Below are 19,095 nucleotides of genomic sequence, written 5' to 3' on the forward strand. Positions count from 1 at the left end.
CTGAGAGATGAACCGTTTCGAGAGCAAGACCGTCGTCATCACCGGAGGCAATCGCGGGATCGGATTGGCGGTGGCGGAGCGCTTTGCGCTCGAAGGGGCCAGTATCGTGTTGGCATCGGTCGAACCTCAGGTTGAAGAGGCCGCAGAAGCGCTGTGCATGACGGGTGCGAAAGCCATTGGCGTAATCTGCGACGTGACCGAGCGAGAGGCTGTCGCTGCACTCTACGACCGGGCCGAAGAGGCGTTTGGCGCGGTCGATATATCGATGCAGAATGCCGGTATAATCACTATCCGAAGGATCGAAGACCTGAGTGAACGCGATTGGGACGCCACCATGGCGGTGAACACCAAGGGGGTGTTTCTGTGCTGCCAGGAGGCCATCGCGCGTATGCGCAAGTCGGGCAAGGGCGGGCGGTTGATAAATACGGCCTCGGGCCAGGCCCGCGACGGTTTCATCTTCACGCCGCATTACGCGGCCTCGAAAATGGGGGTGGTTGGGATCACCCAAAGCCTCGCCAAGGAGGTTGCACTGGAGCGCATTACGGTCAACGCGATATGCCCAGGTATCATCCAGAGCGAAATGTGGGACTACAACGACAAAATCTGGGGTGAGATGCTGGGCGACTACGCCCCCGGCGAACTGATGAAAGACTGGGTCGAAAACAAGATCCCGATGAAGCGTGCAGGCACCGGCAAGGATGTCGCCGGGTTGGTCGCCTTTCTGGCCAGCGAGGATGCAGAATACATCACCGGCCAGACGATCAATGTTGATGGCGGCTTGATCATGTCGTGACCCTTCCGTGTTGCGGAACACGAGGGCGAGAACTGGAGAAGGTTTGTGGAAGATATTACACTGAATACACCGAAATTGTTCGACCTGACAGGCCGCGTAGGGCTGGTCACCGGCTCGGGAAGTGGCATTGGCCAGCGCATCGCGATGGGACTGGCTCAATGTGGCGCAGATGTGGCCCTGCTGGACCGGCGCACCGACGACGGGCTGGCGCAGACGGCTGAGTTTGTCGCGGCGGCGGGGCGCAAGTCGCTAAAGATCTCGGCCGATGTAACCTCCGGCGAGGCGCTAGCTGAAGCCGTGGCGCGCACCGAAGCCGAATTGGGGCCGCTGACCCTGGCGCTGAATGCCGCCGGTATCGCCAATGCCAATGCCTGCGAGGAGATGGAAGAGGCTCAGTACCAGACCCTCATGGACATCAACATGAAGGGTGTCTGGCTTTCCTGCCAAGCCGAGGCGCGGGCGATGCTGGCGCATGGCAAGGGCGGGTCGATCGTCAACATCGCCTCGATGTCGGGCGTCATCGTCAATCGCGGGTTGATGCAGGTGCATTACAATGCGTCGAAAGCCGGCGTGATCCATATGTCCAAGTCGATGGCCATGGAGTGGGTCGACCGCGGCATTCGCGTCAATTCCATCTCGCCGGGCTACACCGCGACGCCGATGAATACGCGGCCCGAAATGGTGCACCAGACCCGCGAATTCGAGAGCCAGACGCCGATGCAACGGATGGCAACTGTCGACGAGATGGTCGGCCCGGCGGTCTTCCTCCTGTCCGACGCATCCTCGTTCTGCACGGGCGTTGACCTGCTGGTCGATGGCGGGTTCTGCTGCTGGTAAGGATCAAGCGGCAGGAAAGCGTCAGTCAGGAGACGGCGACGAGCGGCCCGCGCGTGTTGAGGCCCTCGATATCGAAGCCGGCAAGTTGCTTGTAGTCGGCGGCGATGCGGGCGCGCTCGTCGGCCGGCAGGACGTCCTCGATGTCGTCGAATTTGCCGCCGCACCGCTCTTCGACGATCTGCATGACGATATCCGGTCCATTGCCGCGATTGGCCTCGACTATTGCCGCGGTGGCCGGGCGGCGCTCCGCCTCATAGGCGATTAGCGCGTCGCGGTGGATGCCGTGCGCGAGCAGTTCGCGAACAAGGACGCGGGCATCGACAATCGCCTGAGAGGCGCCGTTTGAGCCGATCGGATACATCGGATGGGCCGCATCGCCGATCAGCGTGACGTGACCCTTTGTCCACCAGTCGAGCGGATCGCGGTCGATCATCGGGTATTCGAAGATCGCCTCGGCGGAACGGATCAGCGCCGGGATGTCGAGCCAGTCGAAGCGCCAGTCCTCGAATTGCGGCATGAAGTCGGCGAGATTGGCCTTGCGGTTGTAGTCCTCGCGCCGCCAGCCTGCTGACGGGTCGGTTTTCAGTTCGGCTATGAAGTTTGTGAGCTGGCGACCGGACTGCGGATCGGGGCGCGAGATCGGATAGGTGACGAACTTCTGGTCCTCGTGACCGGCCATCGCCATTGTGGCGCCCGACAGGAAGGGTTCGACCCAGGCGGTGCCGCGCCACAGGATTGCGCCGCCCCAGACCGGCGAACCCTCATCGGGAAAAAGCTTGCGGCGGGCAGCGGAGTGGATGCCGTCGGCGGCGATCAGCATGTCTCCCTCGACCTCGACGTGGTGCCCCGATGCGTCACGGAACCGGGCGACGACCCGGCTGGCGTGATCTTCGAAACCGGTCAGTTCCATGCCGGTTTCCACGATCTTCTGGCCCAGCCGTCGACGCACGGCGTCCAGCAGCATCAACTGCATTTGGCCGCGGTGAACCGAGTATTGCGGCCAGTTGTAGCCGGCGAGCTGGCCGCGCGGTTCCGACCAGATCGGTTTCCCGGTCTTTGCGAAATAGGCAACTTCGCGCGTGCGCACGCCGATTGCCTCCAGTTCGAGCTCGAGACCGAGTTCGAACAATTCGCGCACGGCATGCGGCTGCAGGTTGATGCCGACGCCGAGCGGCCGAATGCTGTCGGATTGTTCGAAGACCCGGCAGGCAATGCCCGCCTGATGGCAGGACAATGCCAGTGTCAGCCCGGCTATGCCGCCGCCGGCGATCAAGATCGTCAAAGACCCCTCCCGTATCGTTTCAGGCGGCGATTTTCGGCAATCGGCGCGCCGAATGCAATGAAGTCATTCCGAAGCGGTAGGCGATGCGCCGATGTCGGCCAGGTCGTAAGGCGTCGTCTGGTAAACTTGGTTGATCCAGTTGCCGAACAAGAGAAAGGCGTGGCTGCGCCAGCGGTTTTGCGGCGGCTGTTCGGGATCGTCATTCGGAAAGTAGTTGTGCGGAAGCGCGATCGGCGTGCCATTGGCGACATCGCGAAAATACTCGTCGGCCAACGTCGTGGAATCGTATTCGATGTGGTTGAACACATAGAGTCGGTTGGCATGCTGCTCGGCGAGCAGGCAGAGGCCGGTTTCGTCGGATTCCATCAGCACTTCGAGGCCGCTGGCCGGGTGAATGTCTTCCTTGCGCACCTCCGTCCAGCGCGACACCGAGATCTGGAAGTCGTCGGAGAAGCCGGCGAGATAGGGCGAGGCCGGGTTGAGATTGCGGTGCCGGTAAACGCCGAAGGCCTTTTCGGACAGGGTGTATTTCGGCACGCCGTGGAAGTGCCAGACGGCGGCCATCGCGCCCCAGCAGATGTTGAGGGTCGAATGGACGTTGGTCTCGGTCCAGTCGAGGATGCGGCGCATCTCGTCCCAATAGGTGACGTCCTCGAAATCCAGTGTCTCGATCGGCGCGCCGGTGATGATGAAGCCATCGAACTTGTCGTCGCGGATCTCCTCCCAGGTCTGGTAGAAGGCGATCAGGTGCTCCTCGGGTGTATTCTTCGCGCGGTGTCCGCCAATGCGCACCAGCGTCAACTCGACCTGTAGCGGCGTCGAGCCAACAAGGCGGGCGATCTGGGTTTCGGTCTTGATCTTGTTGGGCATCAGGTTGAGCAGACCGATGCGCAGCGGACGGATGTCCTGACGCAGCGCCGTTCCCTCGTCCATCACCATCACGCCCTCGCGCACGAGATCGTCGCGGGCGGGTAGCTGGTCTGGGATGCGAATCGGCATTTCACTCTGCTCCAACAACAAAAAAACCGGCGGCGACAATCTCGCTACCGGCCGGACATTCGTCAGTCTGTCGTCTCGGCCCTTTAGCGAGTTTTTTTACGTGGCTGCAAGCCGGCCGGCCAAATCACCACGGAGCGGCAATGTAGTGGCGCGGCAGGCGGGCGTCAATGTGCAGCGGCGAACGCCCGCATTCGCGGCGGCGCGAGGCAATGGGCAGGCAAGCCGAACCGGTGGTATCGTTTCCACGAAACGGAGATGCACGGGAGAGACCAGATGCGTATCGCTACCATGGCGACCGGCGGAATCGGTGGATTCTTGGCGGTCAAACTGGCCAACAGCGGGCATGAGGTGGCGACGATCGCGCGCGGTGAGCATCTTGCGGCGATCAACAAGAATGGACTGACCCTAGAAGGGCCCGACGGTACGGAAACCGCACACCCTTGGATCGCCACTGACGACCCGTCAGAGGTCGGGCCTGTCGATGCGATCATCTTCGGCGTCAAGGGGGACGCGCTGGACGATGCGGCGCGGGCCTGTGTGCCGATGCTGGGGCCCGATACGGCGGTCGTACCGTTTCTCAATGGCGTGGAAGCGGCAGACCGGTTGCTTGGCCATATGGACGCGCATCATGTCGCCAACGGGATGGCCCAAGTGTCGACCACCATCGCCGCGCCGGGCGTGATCAGGCAAACCGGCGGCATCAATCGCTTCGTGTTCGCCGAGCGCGACAGCCGCGCCTCGGCGCGGATCGATACGCTGCGGGCGGCAATCAATGCTGCCGGGTCATCGGCGCCGCCCACCGATGATATCGAGCGCGATGTCTGGGCGAAATTCGTGTTGTTTTCCGCCATGTCGGGTGTCACGGCGGCGGGGCGTTGCACGATCGGCGAGATAACGGCCCATCCTCAGCTTGGCGCACTGTTCCAACAGGTGGCGGCGGAGACGGCGGCGGTCGGCCGTGCGCTGGGGATCGCGCTTCCCACCAATATCGAGGAAGCCCTTTGGCGGATCGTAACAACCCTGCCGCCGGAAATGCGCGCATCGACGGCGATCGACCTGGAAGCCGGGCGACCGCTGGAGATAGAGTGGGTGTCAGGTGCTGCCGTGCGACTGGCCGAGAAGGCTCGAGTCGCGGCGCCGGCGAATTCGGTGCTCTATGCGCTTTTGCTGCCCTATAAAAACGGCAGGTGACAGCAGCCGAATCCTGCCTGCGTCAGGCGCGAGCCGAGGGAATTGCGGACAGCGGCGACAGGTTGAGCCAGTCTCGCAGGCGAGCGCGCATCGGCGTGTCGCCGGTGACGTCGAGGCGCCCATCGGCGACCGCGCGATCGAGTGGCAGGTCGCCGCGAATGACATAGATCGCATCGCGCAATGTGAATTCGAGATAGAGATCGATCTCGTAGCCTGGATCGTGCATGCACATCTCGCAGGCGCCGTTCTCGTTGACGAACCAGAAGACCCGCTTGCCGGCGGGCTGGTCGATGAAATCGATCCGGACGACGGCGCGCTCGGGACCGAGCGCATCGGCACGCACGCTGCGCTCGATACTCCAGACGAGAAGCCCGAGGTCGACCTCCTCGTCGATCAGTTCGCGGCGCGACCAGCGTTGCCCCCAGATGCCCAGCATCTCGATCATCGGCGTGAATTCGCGACCCTGTTCGGTTAGATAGTAGCGTGCCGCCCGTGCGCCATCGTCGAAACGGCGTTCGACAATACCTTCGGCCTCCAGTTGCTTGAGGCGGCGGCTGAGCATGGTCTGCGACATCAGGGGCACGCCGCGCCGCAATTCGGAGAATCGGGTCGCGCCGGCGGCCAGATCGCGGATGATCAGTGGCGTCCAGCGTTCGCAGAACAGTTCGGCCGCCTTGGCGACCGGGCAGAACTGGCCATAGCTCTTCATACGCCTTTCCTCCCGGTGCAGCGTAACAGGCCCGGCAAACGCGCGTTAAGTGCAGTTTCCGCACTATTTCGTGAGCGTGACCGGCGGTAGCGTCGGCGTGGGGCATGAACGCAAGGAGACGCAAGATGCAGGCAAGTCACGCCGACACGGCGAAACATGACGGCGAACGCGGCCAGGTCTCGGCGACCGCTGCGGAAATCTACGATCGTTTCTTCCTTCCGGCGCTGTTTGCGCGCTGGGCGGACACTGTGGCGAATGCCGCTTCGATCAAACCCGGCGACCGGGTGCTCGATGTGGCCTGCGGCACCGGCATACTGACGCTAGCAGCGGCGCGGCGTGCCGGCGTGTCCGGCAAGGCGACAGGTCTCGACCGTAATCCGGATATGCTGGCCCAGGCGAGGGCGAAGAGTAATGCCATCGACTGGCAGGAGGCAATGGCCGAGGCACTGACCTTTGCCGACGGAACGTTCGATGCGGTCGTCAGCCAGTTCGGGCTGATGTTCTTCGAGGACCGGCAGAAGGCGCTTGAGGAGATGCAGCGTGTCGCGAAACCCGGCGGTCGGATCGCAGTGGCGGTGTGGGCGGGGTTCGACCAGACGCCGGGCTATGCGGCGATGGCCGCGCTGCTGGAACGGCTGTTCGGAGCAGAAATGGCAAGCGCGCTGCACGCGCCTTACCGCCTTGGCGATATCGCGGCGCTGGAAGCCATGTTTGCCGCAGCGGGACTGGACGGCGCCGAGGTCCGTCTGGTCGAAGGTGAGGCGGAGTTCCCGTCGATTGCCGAATGGGTGCACACCGACATCAAGGGCTGGTCGCTGGCCGACGTGATCGATGACGACCAGTATGCGCTGCTGCAAAGCGAGGCGGCGGGCGAACTGGCAGGCTTTACAGATGCCGAGGGGCGGGTCCGGTTCCGCCACCCGGCGATTATCGTGCGCGCGACGGCGAACTAGAGGGAACTAAAGAAATGTGCCGCGCGGGCCCATTCGCGGCCCCACTGGTCGTTGGCGCCGTCGCGGCGCATCTCTTCCTCGGTCATGCGGTCGAGAATCTTTTCTTCGCCGCGAAAGGCAAAGACCGAGATGGCGTGGATGGCGACCGCGATCCCCCAGCCAAAGACCGGCCAGCCAGCCCAGGATGTGTCCGGAAAGGCAACGAAGTCGATTGCGAACAGCATCAGGCCGATGGCCAGATAGACGCCCAAATGCTTGTAGAAGCCTAGCTTGGCTTCGGCCCGCCTGCGGGCGCGGACTGCCGGATCGTCGCTGCTCATGGCTGCGTCCTCGCTGATAAGACGCAGCGCAGGTTACGCGGTCACGACCGGCCTGCCATGATGGCCATCAATCGGCGGTGTGCGTTTTTCGATGCGCGCGGGAGGCCGCTGCCGTTTCCAAGGCGCCGCGTTTCCGACCGATTTTCGGCTTTGCGGTACAGCGAGGGGGATAAACGCTTGCTATTCCGGGTCGCTTTCTATATGTGAACGAATGTTTACTTTCACAAAACTGTCAAGTTAGCACTTGCTTACATAGTCGTGGTAACAAGGAAGCCATGAGCGAAAGAGTGCCAAGAAAACGGAACGCCAGCGCGACGAAATCAGCGATATTGGCGTCCGCCAAGCGTGCCTTTACCGCGAAGGGCTTTGAAGCGGCGGGTGTCCGCGAAATTGCTGCGGATGTTGGGGTGAGTGTCGCTCTGATCAACCGTTACTTCGGGTCCAAAGAGGGGCTCTTCATAGAAGCCGTGGTGCCCGAGATCCATTTTGACGATCTGATCGAAGGCGATCGTTCGACGTTTGGCCAGCGCGCGGCAGAGTATTACTGCAACAAGGCTCACGAAGGGCTGGAACTCGATGTCACACTCGCGTGCCTGCGCTCCATCAACAGTCCGACTGTAACCAGAGCGATAGACGAAGCCACCGAGCAGCATGTCGTCGAGAAGCTTGCGCGCTGGCTGGGCGGCCGTAACGCCAGGCAGCGCGCGGCGCTGATCGTTGCTCACCTGATCGGTTTCGACATGATGAAGCGCATAAACAGCGTCTCCGCGCTGCAAGCCGAAAACGCGCAACTTGCCTTTCCCTACCTTGCGGCCACGATCCAGAGCTATGTCGACGACGACACATTGGCGCCCCCGCTTGGCAGACCCGATTAGAGCGTGTCCGGGTCAGATTGTAGCGGATTGATGAGAGATGGTTTTCGCAACCGGTCAGGAGAAGACCGCAGAGCGATGACTGCGTATCGGTCGAGGATCTCGACGCCGCCGGGGCGCAAAGCAGTCTCAAGCCGGCGGATAAAGACCTGTTTGATATAGCAAGCTCAAAGTCGCCCCAACCTGGTCTTTTGCTCAAGTTACGGCATCGCGAATGGCTAATGGGTCCCAACCTGCGTCGCCTTGCGCTCCTTGTCACTGCACCAAGCCCCGGCGTTCAAGCGATTCAATCCAACCCGGACACGCTCCAAGCGGAACCAGTCGAGGCCATGAGAAGCAGCGCCGAACGCCCTGCGCGTCACTGATATGAAGCGCAGGGCATGAGGATTTAGTGATTTCAAAGGCCTGAGGGGTTCAAGAGCCTTGCATATGACCCTTGAAAAACTCAGCCACCTCGTTCGAAATTTTCTCTACGTGCTCCGGCCGCCAGTAAAGGTCGAAATGGTCTGCGCCTTCGATCACAGTGACCTTCTCGGGCTTGACCTCGTTTGCGAAGCGAATGGCGCCAGGATTGGAGACCGCCTCGTCTCCGTAAGCGAGATAGATCGGGATCGGATCGAACAGTTTAGTGTAGTTGAAGATCGAAAAGCCATAAAGCGAGTACTGACTGTTCGCGGCCACCTGGTTCTTCCAGGTCGGAACGTCGCCCGGCTTGCCTGGCAAATAGTAGTCCCGCATTCCGACGTAGATGGGTTCCGGCGCCGCCTTGATTTCTTCTTCGGTCTCGGGGACGGGCTTGATGTAGACCTCCTCGCCAGTGTCGAAGCTTGCTTGCGCGGCGTCGGTAAGACCCTTGACGACCAGGTTGCGGTAGCCTTCGGCGCCCAATAGGGTCAGCGGTGTATCCAGCTCGATCAGATAGGGGCTGATCATCGCGACGGCGTTGACGCGGGTGTCAAAGGCGGTCTCATACATCGCCCAGCCCGAGCCCATGCAAATGCCGGTGTTGAACACATTGTTGGTATCGGTAACGTCCAGTGTCCGAATGAAATCTACGGCACTTCTGACATCTCTCAGCAGCCATTCAGGGATCAGGTATCCCGGCTTTCCTTCGCTCTCACCCCATCCGCGAGGGTCGAAAACCAGTGCCGCAAAACCTTTCTTGGACAAGGTTTCCGCGTAAAGACCGCCGGTTTGTTCTTTCACGCCGGTGACGGGAGGGGTCACCACTGTCGCCGGATACTTCTTACCTGCCTCATAGTCATCGGGCAGGAAGAGATGGGCGGCGACCTTGTCGCCTCCGCTCTTGAATTCAACGGTGTTTTTGCCGGGTTTGAACTGTGAGCTCACGGTATCGTCCTCTCATTTTAGCCATTTGGTGGGTCTGTATGTGAGCATGCGTTTACTTGCGCAAGGCAGATAAGTCAACACCTGTTCACATGATTGTGGCAAGAGGGGTGAGATGAGCGAAACAGAAACAAGATGAGTAATGCCGACGCGGCGGAGCCGGTCTTTGCCAGCCGCGTTTTCGCGGGCAATTCCCAAAGCTCGCCATCCGGTCGTCAATGGCTGGGATAGTGCGCAGAAGGGCTGTTAGCGGGGCCTCGATTGAACCTCTCGGCCCATTCTCAACCGCCCCTTTGCCGAGCCAGGAAGGCCAGCCGCTCGAACAGATGCACGTCCTGTTCGTTCTTCAATAGTGCCCCATGCAGCCGCGGCAGCGCGTTTTTCGCGTCGCCGCGCAGTGTCTCGGGATCGACATCGTCGGCGACCAGGAGGCGGATCCAGTCGAGGGCCTCGGAGGTGGACGGCTTCTTCTTCAACCCCGCAACCTCGCGGACCTCGTAGAACTGGGTCAGCGCGGCGCGCACCAGGTTCTGCTTGATGCCCGGATAATGGACATCGACGATGGCATGCAGCGTCTCGATGTCGGGGAAGCGGATGTAGTGAAAGAAACAGCGACGCAGGAAGGCGTCGGGCAGTTCTTTCTCGTTGTTGGAGGTAATGATGACGATCGGCCGATGCGCGGCACTGACCGTCTCGCCGGTTTCGTAGACGAAGAATTCCATGCGGTCGAGCTCCTGAAGCAGGTCGTTCGGAAACTCGATGTCCGCCTTGTCGATCTCGTCGATCAGAAGCACGGTCTTGCGGTCGGCGGTGAACGCTTCCCACAACTTGCCGCGACGGATGTAGTTGGAAATGTCCTCGAAACGCGGATCGCCGAGCTGTGAGTCGCGCAGGCGCGAGACGGCGTCATATTCGTAGAGGCCCTGCTGCGCCTTGGTGGTCGACTTGATGTGCCATTCGATCAGATCGAGATCGAGCGCGGCGGCGACCTGCTTGGCGAGTTCGGTCTTGCCCGTTCCCGGCTCGCCCTTCACCAGAAGCGGCCGCTCGAGCCGGATGGCGGCATTGACCGCAACGGTGAGATCCTTCTCGGCGACATAGGCATCGGTGCCTTCGAACAGCATGGGCGGTTTCCTTTTCCAGTCGACGGGTATTTACGGCGGGCCGCCGGCGCGGGCAAGCCGGCGCGGCTATTCGAACGCCGTTCGCGCTGGCTGTGACAAATCGCACATCGCGAACGCGCCGTGACCTATAGGAAGGGAGGTACCGGGGCTTGGGGCTCAGCCGCCTTCCCGGTGGCGGGGGTTCCGTTCCGGCCTAAACTGCCCCACGGCCGGGGCGGGACCCCCTAGTATCTTCTGCTTTCAGAACAAGAAATCAGCGCGTCGGCACTGGCGTGTCGCCGCGATAGTCGTAGAAACCCCGGCCCGCCTTGCGGCCGAGCCATCCTGCCTCGACATACTTGACCAGCAACGGACAAGGCCGGTACTTGGAATCCGAAAGCCCTTCATGCAGCACCTGCATGATCGCCAGACAGGTGTCGAGGCCGATAAAGTCGGCCAGTTCCAGTGGTCCCATCGGGTGGTTGGCGCCAAGTCTCATTGCCGTGTCGATGGCCTCAACCGAGCCGACGCCTTCGTAGAGCGTGTAGATCGCCTCGTTGATCATCGGCAGCAGGATGCGGTTGACGATGAAGGCCGGGAAGTCCTCCGAAACGGTGACCTGCTTGCCGAGCGAGCGAACGAATTCGCGCGACCGCTCGAAGGTCGTATCCTCGGTGGCGATGCCGCGCACCAATTCCACCAGCTTCATGCGCGGAACCGGGTTCATGAAGTGAATGCCCATGAAGCGTTCCGGCCGGTCGGTGGAAGCGGCGAGGCGGGTGATCGAGATCGACGAGGTGTTGCTGCCGAGGATAGCCTCCGGCTTGAGCACCGGGCACAATTCGGCAAAGATCGCGCGCTTGACGTTCTCGACTTCGCTGGCCGCTTCGATAACGAGATCGCAGTCGGCGAGCGTTTTCAGGTCGCCGGTGGCTGCGATGCGCGCGGCGGTCGCATCGGCCTCTCCAGCATCCATCCGCCCGGCCTCGGCCGCCTTGGCGAGCGCTTCGCCGATTTTGCGGACACCGGATTCAGCGTTTTCCAGCGAGATATCGCTGAGCGTGACGTCGTAGCCCGCGGTCGCTGCGACCTGGGCGATGCCGCTTCCCATCTGGCCGGCGCCGATCACGCCGATCGATTTGATTGTTCCCGTCATTTCTTCCGCCTCGAATTTCGCTTTTGCCGCATAGTGCGATTGCTGCACTGCAATGTAAACCGTAGCTGGAACATGTTGCGCGCTAATGTCGCTGCCGGTGCCTACAAACCCAGTTCGAGGCGGCGCTTTCTGGTCAGCTTCGCGGCGGCGAGTCGGTGGCTTTCGCGCAGGTAGTCGTGCAGCGCATCGTCGGGCATCGATTCCGGCCCGGTGCGCTGTATCCATGTCATGCCGCGCGAAGCCATGTAAGGAGCGGGGCGCAGGCCGGGTTGTTCGCGCAGGATGTCAAAGGCGAGATCCGTGACCTTGAAGGTAACAAAAAGCGCATCGTCTTCGATGCGGGCCATGGCAAAGACCTTGTCGCCGACCTTCCAGACATGGGCGCCGCGCCATTGGACGACATGGAACGTCGCCGGCAGCGCCGCGCAGAACGCGTTGTATTCGTCGAGGGTCATTCGAGAAACTCGACCGTGACGCCGGGCTCGACCATGCGGGCCAGTTCGTCGGCATCCCAGTTGGTGAGGCGAATGCAGCCATGCGAACTGGTCTTGCCGATGCGGTCAGGCTCCGGGGTACCATGGATGCCATAGGTCGGCTTGGACAACGCAATCCAGATCGAGCCGACCGGGCCGTTGGGGCCCGGTGGAATTGTCAGGACACGGTGGTTGTCGCCCTGCACGAAATTGATCTTCGGATTGTAGGTGTAGTTCGGCGAAAACGCGATGCGTTCGACGGTCACGGTGCCTGATGGCGACGGGGTCGCGGCCGAACCGATGGTCGCCGGATAGGCAGCAACAAGGCGGTCGTTGGCGTCGTAGGCGCGCACTTGCTTGTTGGCTTTGTCGGCTTCAATGCGGGTTACGGTCTCGCTGACACTGCGGCCGGTCCGTGCGACCCGGATCACGGTTCCGGCCTTGCCGAAATCGGCATCGGGATTGAGCGACTGGAGAAACCTCTTTTGCATGTGAAAGCGCTCGGCGAGCATTTCTGCAGGCGATGTGAAGGCGAGCCTGTCGAGCTGTGCTTTCAGCGCATAGTCGACCGGTACATGTGAAATGAACGGACCGGCGACATCGGCTTGCGTGATGGTGTAGTCGCGAAACGCATCGCCGCCCGACAATGCCAATGCGGATTCGAGCGCGACCGGGTCGTCGAGCCCGATGACCCGTCCGGCCGCGGTGGCATGGGCGGCAATCGCCTTGCGGACATTGCTGCCCATGCGACCATCGATGACGCCGGGCGAAAAGCCCTTGCGGTCGAGATAAACCTGCAGCCGTGCGACGGTCATCGCGTCAGCGGGCAAATCGATTTGCGGCCGGGTGAGGGAAGAGACCTCGGTTCCGCTGCCCGGGGCTGTTTCTTCTCCAGAGCTGGCCGGCTCGTCGAGCGGTGCGCGCGTGATTCCGCGCGAACGCGGCAGCGGTGATATCGATGGCTGGCGACGCGTCGCGCCTGACGGCGGGGCGGGCGGTTCGGGAAACCGCTCGATGATCGATTCGATCGACGGATTCTCTTCGATGGCGACAATGCGATCTGTATCGAGATCGAAATAGACGCGCCGGCCCTTGCTGTCAGTGAAAACGCCGACCTCGGACTGGGCGGCGGCAGGGAGCGTGGCGGCGGCGAGCCAGAGCGGTAACAGGGCGGGGAGTGCGAACCGCGGAGCGGGCCAGCGACTGGATTGCATGGATATCGAACCTGCGCGTTTGATTCGCGCCTATCCTGCACGGAGAAACCGGCGAGGAACAGGTGCGCTGTGTCCCGACACAGGCAGTCAGACAAACAAACAGGGCGGCAAGATGGCACCCCGGCCAATTGGCCGGGGCTTGTCGGCGGCGCTGATCAAGCCGCCTCGTCCGTTGCCGCATCGGACGCGACAGTCGAGGTAAAGTTCAGGCGGTCGGAGCCTTCCAGCACCTTGACCGTCGAACCGTCGAGGATGTCGCCGGCGAGGATCTTCTCGGCCAGCGGATCCTGGACGAACTTCTGGATCACCCGCTTCAGCGGCCGTGCGCCATAGGCGGGGTCGTAACCCTTGTCGGCCAGCCACTCGCGGGCGGCACGGTCGAGGTCGAGCACGATCTTGCGGTCGGCGAGCAGGGCTTCCAGACGCTGCAGCTGAATGTCGACAATCCGGCCCATCTCGGCTCGCTTGAGCCGGTGGAACAAGATCACCTCGTCGACCCGGTTGAGGAACTCGGGCCGGAACGAAGCCTTTACGACGTTCATCACGTCGTCGCGAACCTTGTCGACATCCTCGTCTTCGCCAAGACCGACCAGGAATTCGGCGCCGAGGTTCGACGTCATGACGATCAGCGTGTTCTTGAAGTCGACGGTGCGGCCCTGGCCATCGGTCAGGCGGCCGTCATCGAGGACTTGCAGCAGCACGTTGAAAACGTCCGGATGCGCCTTTTCGATCTCGTCGAACAGGATCACCTGATAGGGCCGGCGACGGACGGCTTCGGTCAATGCGCCGCCTTCCTCGTAGCCGACATAGCCGGGAGGCGCGCCGATGAGGCGGGCGACCGAGTGCTTCTCCATGAATTCGCTCATGTCGATGCGCACCATCGCTTGCTCGTCGTCGAACAGGAAGTCGGCCAGTGCCTTGGTCAGCTCTGTCTTGCCGACGCCGGTGGGCCCAAGGAAGATGAACGAACCGATCGGGCGGTTCGGATCCTGCAGGCCGGCGCGGGCGCGTCGCACCGCTTTGGAGACGGCCTGCACGGCCTCGCCCTGCCCGACGACCCGTTCGCCGATCTCGTCTTCCATGCGCAGCAGCTTCTCGCGTTCGCCCTCCAGCATCTTGTCGACCGGCACGCCGGTCCAGCGCGATATCACATGCGCGATGTGGTCGGGCGTCACCGTTTCCTCGACCATCGATGCGCCGTCGCCGTGTGCTTCCGCATCGGCGAGCTTCTTCTCCAGATCTGGAATGGTGCCGTAGGCCAGTTCGCCGGCGCGCTGGAATTCGCCGCTGCGCTGCGCGATGGCGAGTTCGTTGCGTGCCTCGTCAAGCTGACCCTTCAAATCGGCGGCGGTGCCGAGCTTTTCTTTTTCGGCCTGCCATGCGGCGGTCAGGCTGCTCGACTCCTCTTCGAGCGCGGCCAGTTCCTTCTCCAGCTTGGTGAGACGGTCGCGCGCGGCGGTGTCCTTTTCGACCTTCAGCGCTTCGCGCTCGATCTTAAGCTGAATGATCCGACGGTCGATCTCGTCCAGCGCCTCGGGCTTGGAATCGACCTGCATGCGCAGCCGCGAGGCGGCCTCATCGACAAGGTCGATCGCCTTGTCGGGCAGGAAACGGTCGGTGATGTAGCGGTCGGACAGGGTGGTGGCCGAGACAAGCGCGGAATCGGAGACGCGCACCTTGTGGTGCTGTTCGTATTTCTCCTTCAGGCCGCGCAGGATCGAGACCGTGTCCTCGACGGTCGGTTCCTCGACAAAGACCGGCTGGAAACGGCGGGCAAGTGCGGCGTCCTTCTCGACGTGCTTGCGGTACTCGTCGAGCGTGGTCGCGCCGACACAGTGCAACTCGCCGCGTGCCAATGCCGGCTTCAAGAGGTTGGAGGCATCCATTGCGCCGTCGGCCTTGCCGGCCCCGACCAGCGTGTGCATCTCGTCGATGAACATGACGATACCGCCGGCTGCGGACTGCACCTCGTTGAGCACGGCCTTGAGCCGCTCCTCAAACTCGCCGCGATATTTGGCACCGGCGATCAGCGCGCCCATGTCGAGCGCCATCAGGCGCTTGTCCTTGAGGCTTTCGGGCACGTCGCCATTGACGATACGCAGCGCCAATCCCTCGGCGATGGCCGTCTTGCCGACGCCGGGCTCGCCGATCAGCACAGGGTTGTTCTTGGTGCGCCGCGACAGAACCTGAATGGTGCGGCGGATTTCGTCGTCGCGGCCGATCACCGGATCGAGTTTGCCTTCACGGGCATCCTCGGTCAGGTCGCGGGCATATTTCTTGAGCGCATCGTAAGCCTGTTCGGCATTGGCGCTGTCGGCGGTGCGCCCCTTGCGCACTTCGTTGATGACCTGGTTGAGTGCCGTCGGCGTCACGCCCGCCTTGGCCAGAATGTCGGCGGTCTTGGCCGATTTCTCCATCGCCAACGCCATCAGCAGCCGTTCGACCGTGACATAAGTATCGCCGGACTTCTTGGCGAGTTCCTCGGCGGTCGTCAGGACTTTGGCCAGCGGCTGGGCGAGATAAAGCTGGCCGTTGCCGCCTTCGACTTTGGGCAGTGCGGCAAGCGCGGTCTCCAGTCCGAGCCGCACGTCGCGCGTCTTGCCGTCGGCTCGCTCGATCAGCGACGCTGCCAGACCTTCGCTGTCGTCCACCAGGACTTTCAGCAAGTGTTCGGGCGTGAACTGCTGATGGCTGGAGCCAAGCGCAAATGTCTGCGCCGATTGAATGAAACCGCGAACGCGGTCGGAGTATTTCTCGAGGTCCATATCTGTCTCCAATCTCACCCTTGGCCTCGTCGAGCACCGCGGGCATTATCGATGACGGGCTCCCGCCTGGCGGCAAACCCTTGTTCTCCTCGATATGGTGACAGATGGCCGCCGTTAAAAGAGGCAGAAGGGCTTGGCCCGGCACAGAAAAGCCCGCCACGGCAGCGCCGGGCGGGCTTTAAAACACAGATGCGCAGTCGATCCGGGGTCAGGCCTCGGCGGATGCCGTTTCCGTAGCGGCGCCGTCATTGGCAGCGCCCGTCTCGTCCTCGGCTGCCGGTGCCGCCTCTGCGGCTTCGCTTTCGGCGCGGGGCTTGCGCGGGCGACGCGGCGACGAACGACGCGACCGGTTGGTTGCGGCTTGTTCCTGTTCCTCGAGCGCGACCTCGACCGGCGTCTCGCCGATGACCGGCTGCGGCGCGTCGGCGGCGTCGTGGCCATTGGCGGTCGGCGCGTTGCCGTCGTCGCCATTGGCGCGGGCCTTGCGTTCACGCTGACGGTCACCGCCGCGCGCTTCCTGTTCGTCGGACGTGTTTTCGCTGTCGCTGTCGTCGCTTTCACCGGCCTGCATGCGCTCTTCGCGCTGCGCCTGGGCCTGGGCCTGGGCGGCAAGAATGATACGATTGTAGTGTTCGGCGTGCTGTAGATAGTTCTCGGCCATCACGCTGTCGCCGGACGACAGGGCGTCGCGCGCCAGTGTCGCGTACTTGTCGGCGATCACCTGGGCGTTGCCACGAATTTTGACGTCGGGACCATTGCTCTCGTAGTTGCGCGAAAGCGGATTCTGGTTGCGACGATTGTTGCCACCGCTGTTTCTGTTGCGCTGGCGGCGACCTTGTTGCTGTGGTCTCATCAAACTCTCATATTGACGTTTACATGCTGTAGCTGAGTTTTGCCTGAATCTGCCGCACGGATCCCCTCATCCGTGACCGGCATCAAAAATCTACGTGTGCATGGCTTGCAGCCGATATCGCGCGTTCCGCCTTCACAGGCGGCTGTCCGTACGGGAACGTTCGGGCTTTCCGTTGAGTGCCGGACTGTCGTTTAATCTGCACACTCCGCTGTGTCATTAGGTAGCGGTCGATGTCCCCGTTGCCAAGAGTTTTTTTGCCTGCGGGCCGCAATTTGCTCATTTCATCAACAAAATCGCGCGGTCGTGCCCTGAAAAGTCCTGCATTTCCGCTATCTTGCGGAAGCCTTCTTCCTCGAAAAGCTTTGTTACATCCGCGTTTTGATCGTGACCGATTTCAATTCCGACCACACCATTTGTCTTAAGTCGGTCTATCGCACCGGCGGCGATCGCCCGATAGGCGGTCAATCCGTCGCCGCCGCCGTCGAGAGCGATTCGTGGATCATGCTCGCGGACTTCCGCGTCGAGGCCGGTGATCTCGGCAGAGCGGATATAGGGCGGATTGGAGACGATCACGTCGTATTGTCCGGCGATTTCGGCGAACCAGTCCGAACGCACGGCGTCAAACCGGTTGGACAGTTCGTTGCGGTGGGCGTTCGACAGCGCGGCCTGAAGCGCCTCGGCGGAAATGTCGGTTGCTGTTGCAGTCGCATCCGGCTCGGCGGCGAGAATGGCCAGCGCGATGGCGCCGGTTCCAGTGCCGAGATCGAGAACGGAGCAAGCTCCGGTCCGCGCCACGCAATCGCGCACGGCCGGCAGAACGAGGTCGACAAGGGTCTCGGTATCGGGGCGGGGCACCAGCGTAGAAGGGTTCAGGTCAAGGGCAAGGCCGTAGAACTCGCGCGCGCCGATGATCCGGTGAGCCGGCTCGCCGGCAAGCCGCCGCTTCACGCAATGCTCTGTCTCGACCACCGCCGCATCGCTGACCGGACAGGCCGGATCGCGCAGCCGGTCGAGCGCGGTCAGGCCGGCGGCATAATCGATCAGGAGGCTGGCATCGAGATCCGGGGTCGCCAGCCCGGCCTCGGCAAACCGGTCGCGGACGGATCGGTAGAGTGTTTCGGCGGTAGCCGGACCCGACGGGCCGGTCACGCCTGTTCTTCCGTCAGAAGGCGGGCCTGGTAGTCGGCGACCAGCGGATCGATGACGTCGTCGAGTTCGCCCTCGATAACGCGGTCGAGCTTGTAGAGCGTCAGGTTGATGCGGTGGTCCGTCAGCCGGCCCTGCGGGAAGTTGTAGGTCCTGATCCGCTCGGAGCGGTCGCCGGAGCCGACCTGCAGGCGGCGGGCCTCGGAGCGTTCGTCGGCGGCCTTCTGGCGCTCGGCGTCGTAGAGGCGGGCTTTCAGGATTTCCATGGCGCGGGCACGGTTCTGGTGTTGCGATTTTTCCGACTGCAACACGACGATTCCGGTCGGCAGGTGGGTGATGCGCACCGCGGAATCCGTGGTGTTGACGTGCTGGCCGCCGGCACCCGATGCGCGCATGGTGTCGATGCGAATATCCTGGTCGCGGATCTCGATATCGACATCGGCCGCCTGCGGCAGCACCGCGACGGTCGCCGCCGATGTGTGGATCCGGCCGCCGGCCTCGGTTTCGGGAACGCGCTGTACCCGGTGCACGCCGGATTCGAACTTCAGGCGCGAGAATACGCCCTTGCCGGAGATCATGGCGATGATTTCCTTGTAGCCGCCGGCGTCGCCGTCGGACGCGGACACCACCTCGACCTTCCAGCCGCAAGCAGCGGCGTAACGCTCATACATGCGGAACAAATCGCCGGCGAATAGCGCGGCTTCCAGACCGCCGGTTCCGGCACGGATCTCCAGGATGACGTTCTTGCTGTCGGCGGCGTCCTTCGGCAGCAGCAGGATGCGGATGTTCTGGCGCAGTTCATCTATGCGTTCGTCGGTCTCCGGCAACTCGGCCTCGGCCAGTTCGCGCATCTCGGCATCTGTCGCGTCATCAGCAAGCAAAGACTCAAGGCCGGTTTTCTCGTCCTCGGCGGCACGAAGGTCGCGAATACGGCCGACGATTTCTTCCAGATCGGCGTATTCGGAGGCCAGCTTGACATAGGTCTCGCTGTCGGGGCCGGCAGCCATCTGGCTCTCAAGCATCGCGAAACGCTTGACCAACTGGTCCATCTTGTCGGCAGGAAGCTCAATCATGCTGGTTCC

18 protein-coding genes and 1 riboswitch are annotated in these 19,095 nt (G+C 62.4%); of the genes, 5 read left to right on the plus strand and 13 right to left on the minus strand.

The window, feature by feature from the left end; translation table 11 throughout:
• The first annotated feature begins 7 nt into the window (after positions 1-7).
• Positions 8-793 carry an SDR family oxidoreductase gene (locus ACO06R_RS04850; RefSeq protein ID WP_421856860.1) on the plus strand — a complete coding sequence of 262 codons (786 nt, stop codon included), beginning with the start codon at positions 8-10 and terminating at the stop codon, positions 791-793.
• Between the two features lie 45 nt (positions 794-838).
• Positions 839-1,630: an SDR family oxidoreductase gene (locus ACO06R_RS04855; RefSeq protein WP_421856862.1), complete on the plus strand. Its 792-nt coding sequence runs from the start codon at positions 839-841 to the stop codon at positions 1,628-1,630.
• 25 nt (positions 1,631-1,655) lie between these two features.
• Here ACO06R_RS04855 and ACO06R_RS04860 read toward each other — a convergent pair whose 3' ends face one another.
• Both ACO06R_RS04860 and metA read right to left on the minus strand, forming a co-directional pair.
• Positions 1,656-2,912 carry a flavin-dependent oxidoreductase gene (locus ACO06R_RS04860; RefSeq protein WP_421856865.1) on the minus strand — a complete coding sequence of 419 codons (1,257 nt, stop codon included), beginning with the start codon at positions 2,910-2,912 and terminating at the stop codon, positions 1,656-1,658.
• 63 nt (positions 2,913-2,975) lie between these two features.
• Positions 2,976-3,911 carry a homoserine O-acetyltransferase MetA gene (metA, locus tag ACO06R_RS04865; RefSeq protein ID WP_421856868.1) on the minus strand — a complete coding sequence of 312 codons (936 nt, stop codon included), beginning with the start codon at positions 3,909-3,911 and terminating at the stop codon, positions 2,976-2,978.
• A 63-nt stretch (positions 3,912-3,974) separates the two neighbouring features.
• A riboswitch (SAM riboswitch) is annotated at positions 3,975-4,052 on the minus strand.
• Positions 4,053-4,184: 132 nt separating this feature from the next.
• Between metA and ACO06R_RS04870 the strand changes: the two genes are divergently transcribed.
• Positions 4,185-5,102, plus strand: a complete 918-nt coding sequence (locus ACO06R_RS04870) for a ketopantoate reductase family protein (protein ID WP_421856871.1) — start codon at positions 4,185-4,187, stop codon at positions 5,100-5,102.
• A 22-nt stretch (positions 5,103-5,124) separates the two neighbouring features.
• Here ACO06R_RS04870 and ACO06R_RS04875 read toward each other — a convergent pair whose 3' ends face one another.
• On the minus strand, positions 5,125-5,811 hold the full coding sequence (locus ACO06R_RS04875; RefSeq protein WP_421856874.1) for a winged helix-turn-helix transcriptional regulator: 687 nt from the start codon (positions 5,809-5,811) through the stop codon (positions 5,125-5,127).
• A 125-nt stretch (positions 5,812-5,936) separates the two neighbouring features.
• Here ACO06R_RS04875 and ACO06R_RS04880 point away from each other — a divergent pair, with 125 nt between their 5' ends.
• Positions 5,937-6,764: a class I SAM-dependent methyltransferase gene (locus ACO06R_RS04880; RefSeq protein ID WP_421856877.1), complete on the plus strand. Its 828-nt coding sequence runs from the start codon at positions 5,937-5,939 to the stop codon at positions 6,762-6,764.
• On the opposite strand, the gene ACO06R_RS04885 is transcribed toward ACO06R_RS04880, so the two are convergent.
• Entirely contained in the window at positions 6,761-7,084 is a 324-nt protein-coding gene (locus tag ACO06R_RS04885; RefSeq protein WP_421856880.1) for a 2TM domain-containing protein, read from the minus strand. The two genes, ACO06R_RS04880 and ACO06R_RS04885, sit on opposite strands and share 4 nt — an antisense overlap.
• Before the next feature lie 275 nt (positions 7,085-7,359).
• Here ACO06R_RS04885 and ACO06R_RS04890 point away from each other — a divergent pair, with 275 nt between their 5' ends.
• Positions 7,360-7,959 carry a TetR family transcriptional regulator gene (locus tag ACO06R_RS04890; protein ID WP_421856883.1) on the plus strand — a complete coding sequence of 200 codons (600 nt, stop codon included), beginning with the start codon at positions 7,360-7,362 and terminating at the stop codon, positions 7,957-7,959.
• 411 nt (positions 7,960-8,370) lie between these two features.
• On the opposite strand, the gene ACO06R_RS04895 is transcribed toward ACO06R_RS04890, so the two are convergent.
• The 9 genes from ACO06R_RS04895 to prfA all read right to left on the minus strand — a co-directional run bounded on the left by ACO06R_RS04895 (position 8,371) and on the right by prfA (position 19,086).
• The gene (locus tag ACO06R_RS04895; RefSeq protein ID WP_421856886.1) at positions 8,371-9,306 is read right to left on the minus strand and encodes an alpha/beta hydrolase; all 936 of its coding nucleotides are present in this window, start codon (positions 9,304-9,306) and stop codon (positions 8,371-8,373) included.
• Positions 9,307-9,584: 278 nt separating this feature from the next.
• Positions 9,585-10,427, minus strand: a complete 843-nt coding sequence (locus ACO06R_RS04900; RefSeq protein WP_421856889.1) for an AAA family ATPase — start codon at positions 10,425-10,427, stop codon at positions 9,585-9,587.
• A 253-nt stretch (positions 10,428-10,680) separates the two neighbouring features.
• Positions 10,681-11,562: a 3-hydroxybutyryl-CoA dehydrogenase gene (locus tag ACO06R_RS04905; RefSeq protein ID WP_421856892.1), complete on the minus strand. Its 882-nt coding sequence runs from the start codon at positions 11,560-11,562 to the stop codon at positions 10,681-10,683.
• A gap of 101 nt (positions 11,563-11,663) precedes the next feature.
• Entirely contained in the window at positions 11,664-12,017 is a 354-nt protein-coding gene (locus tag ACO06R_RS04910) for an MmcQ/YjbR family DNA-binding protein (RefSeq protein ID WP_421856896.1), read from the minus strand.
• Positions 12,014-13,249, minus strand: coding sequence for a L,D-transpeptidase (locus tag ACO06R_RS04915; protein WP_421856898.1), 1,236 nt, complete (start codon positions 13,247-13,249; stop codon positions 12,014-12,016). Before ACO06R_RS04915 ends, ACO06R_RS04910 begins: the two co-directional genes overlap by 4 nt.
• A gap of 155 nt (positions 13,250-13,404) precedes the next feature.
• The gene (gene clpB / locus ACO06R_RS04920) at positions 13,405-16,014 is read right to left on the minus strand and encodes an ATP-dependent chaperone ClpB (RefSeq protein WP_421856901.1); all 2,610 of its coding nucleotides are present in this window, start codon (positions 16,012-16,014) and stop codon (positions 13,405-13,407) included.
• A 208-nt stretch (positions 16,015-16,222) separates the two neighbouring features.
• Positions 16,223-16,867: a DUF4167 domain-containing protein gene (locus ACO06R_RS04925; protein ID WP_421856904.1), complete on the minus strand. Its 645-nt coding sequence runs from the start codon at positions 16,865-16,867 to the stop codon at positions 16,223-16,225.
• A 276-nt stretch (positions 16,868-17,143) separates the two neighbouring features.
• Positions 17,144-18,016 carry a peptide chain release factor N(5)-glutamine methyltransferase gene (gene prmC / locus ACO06R_RS04930; RefSeq protein ID WP_421856907.1) on the minus strand — a complete coding sequence of 291 codons (873 nt, stop codon included), beginning with the start codon at positions 18,014-18,016 and terminating at the stop codon, positions 17,144-17,146.
• Complete coding sequence (gene prfA / locus ACO06R_RS04935) at positions 18,013-19,086, minus strand: peptide chain release factor 1 (RefSeq protein WP_421856910.1); 1,074 nt, start codon at positions 19,084-19,086, stop codon at positions 18,013-18,015. Before prfA ends, prmC begins: the two co-directional genes overlap by 4 nt.
• Between the last annotated feature and the right edge of the window lie 9 nt (positions 19,087-19,095).

Source organism: Oricola sp. (assembly GCF_965230365.1).
Classification (GTDB): Bacteria; Pseudomonadota; Alphaproteobacteria; order Rhizobiales; family Rhizobiaceae; genus Oricola.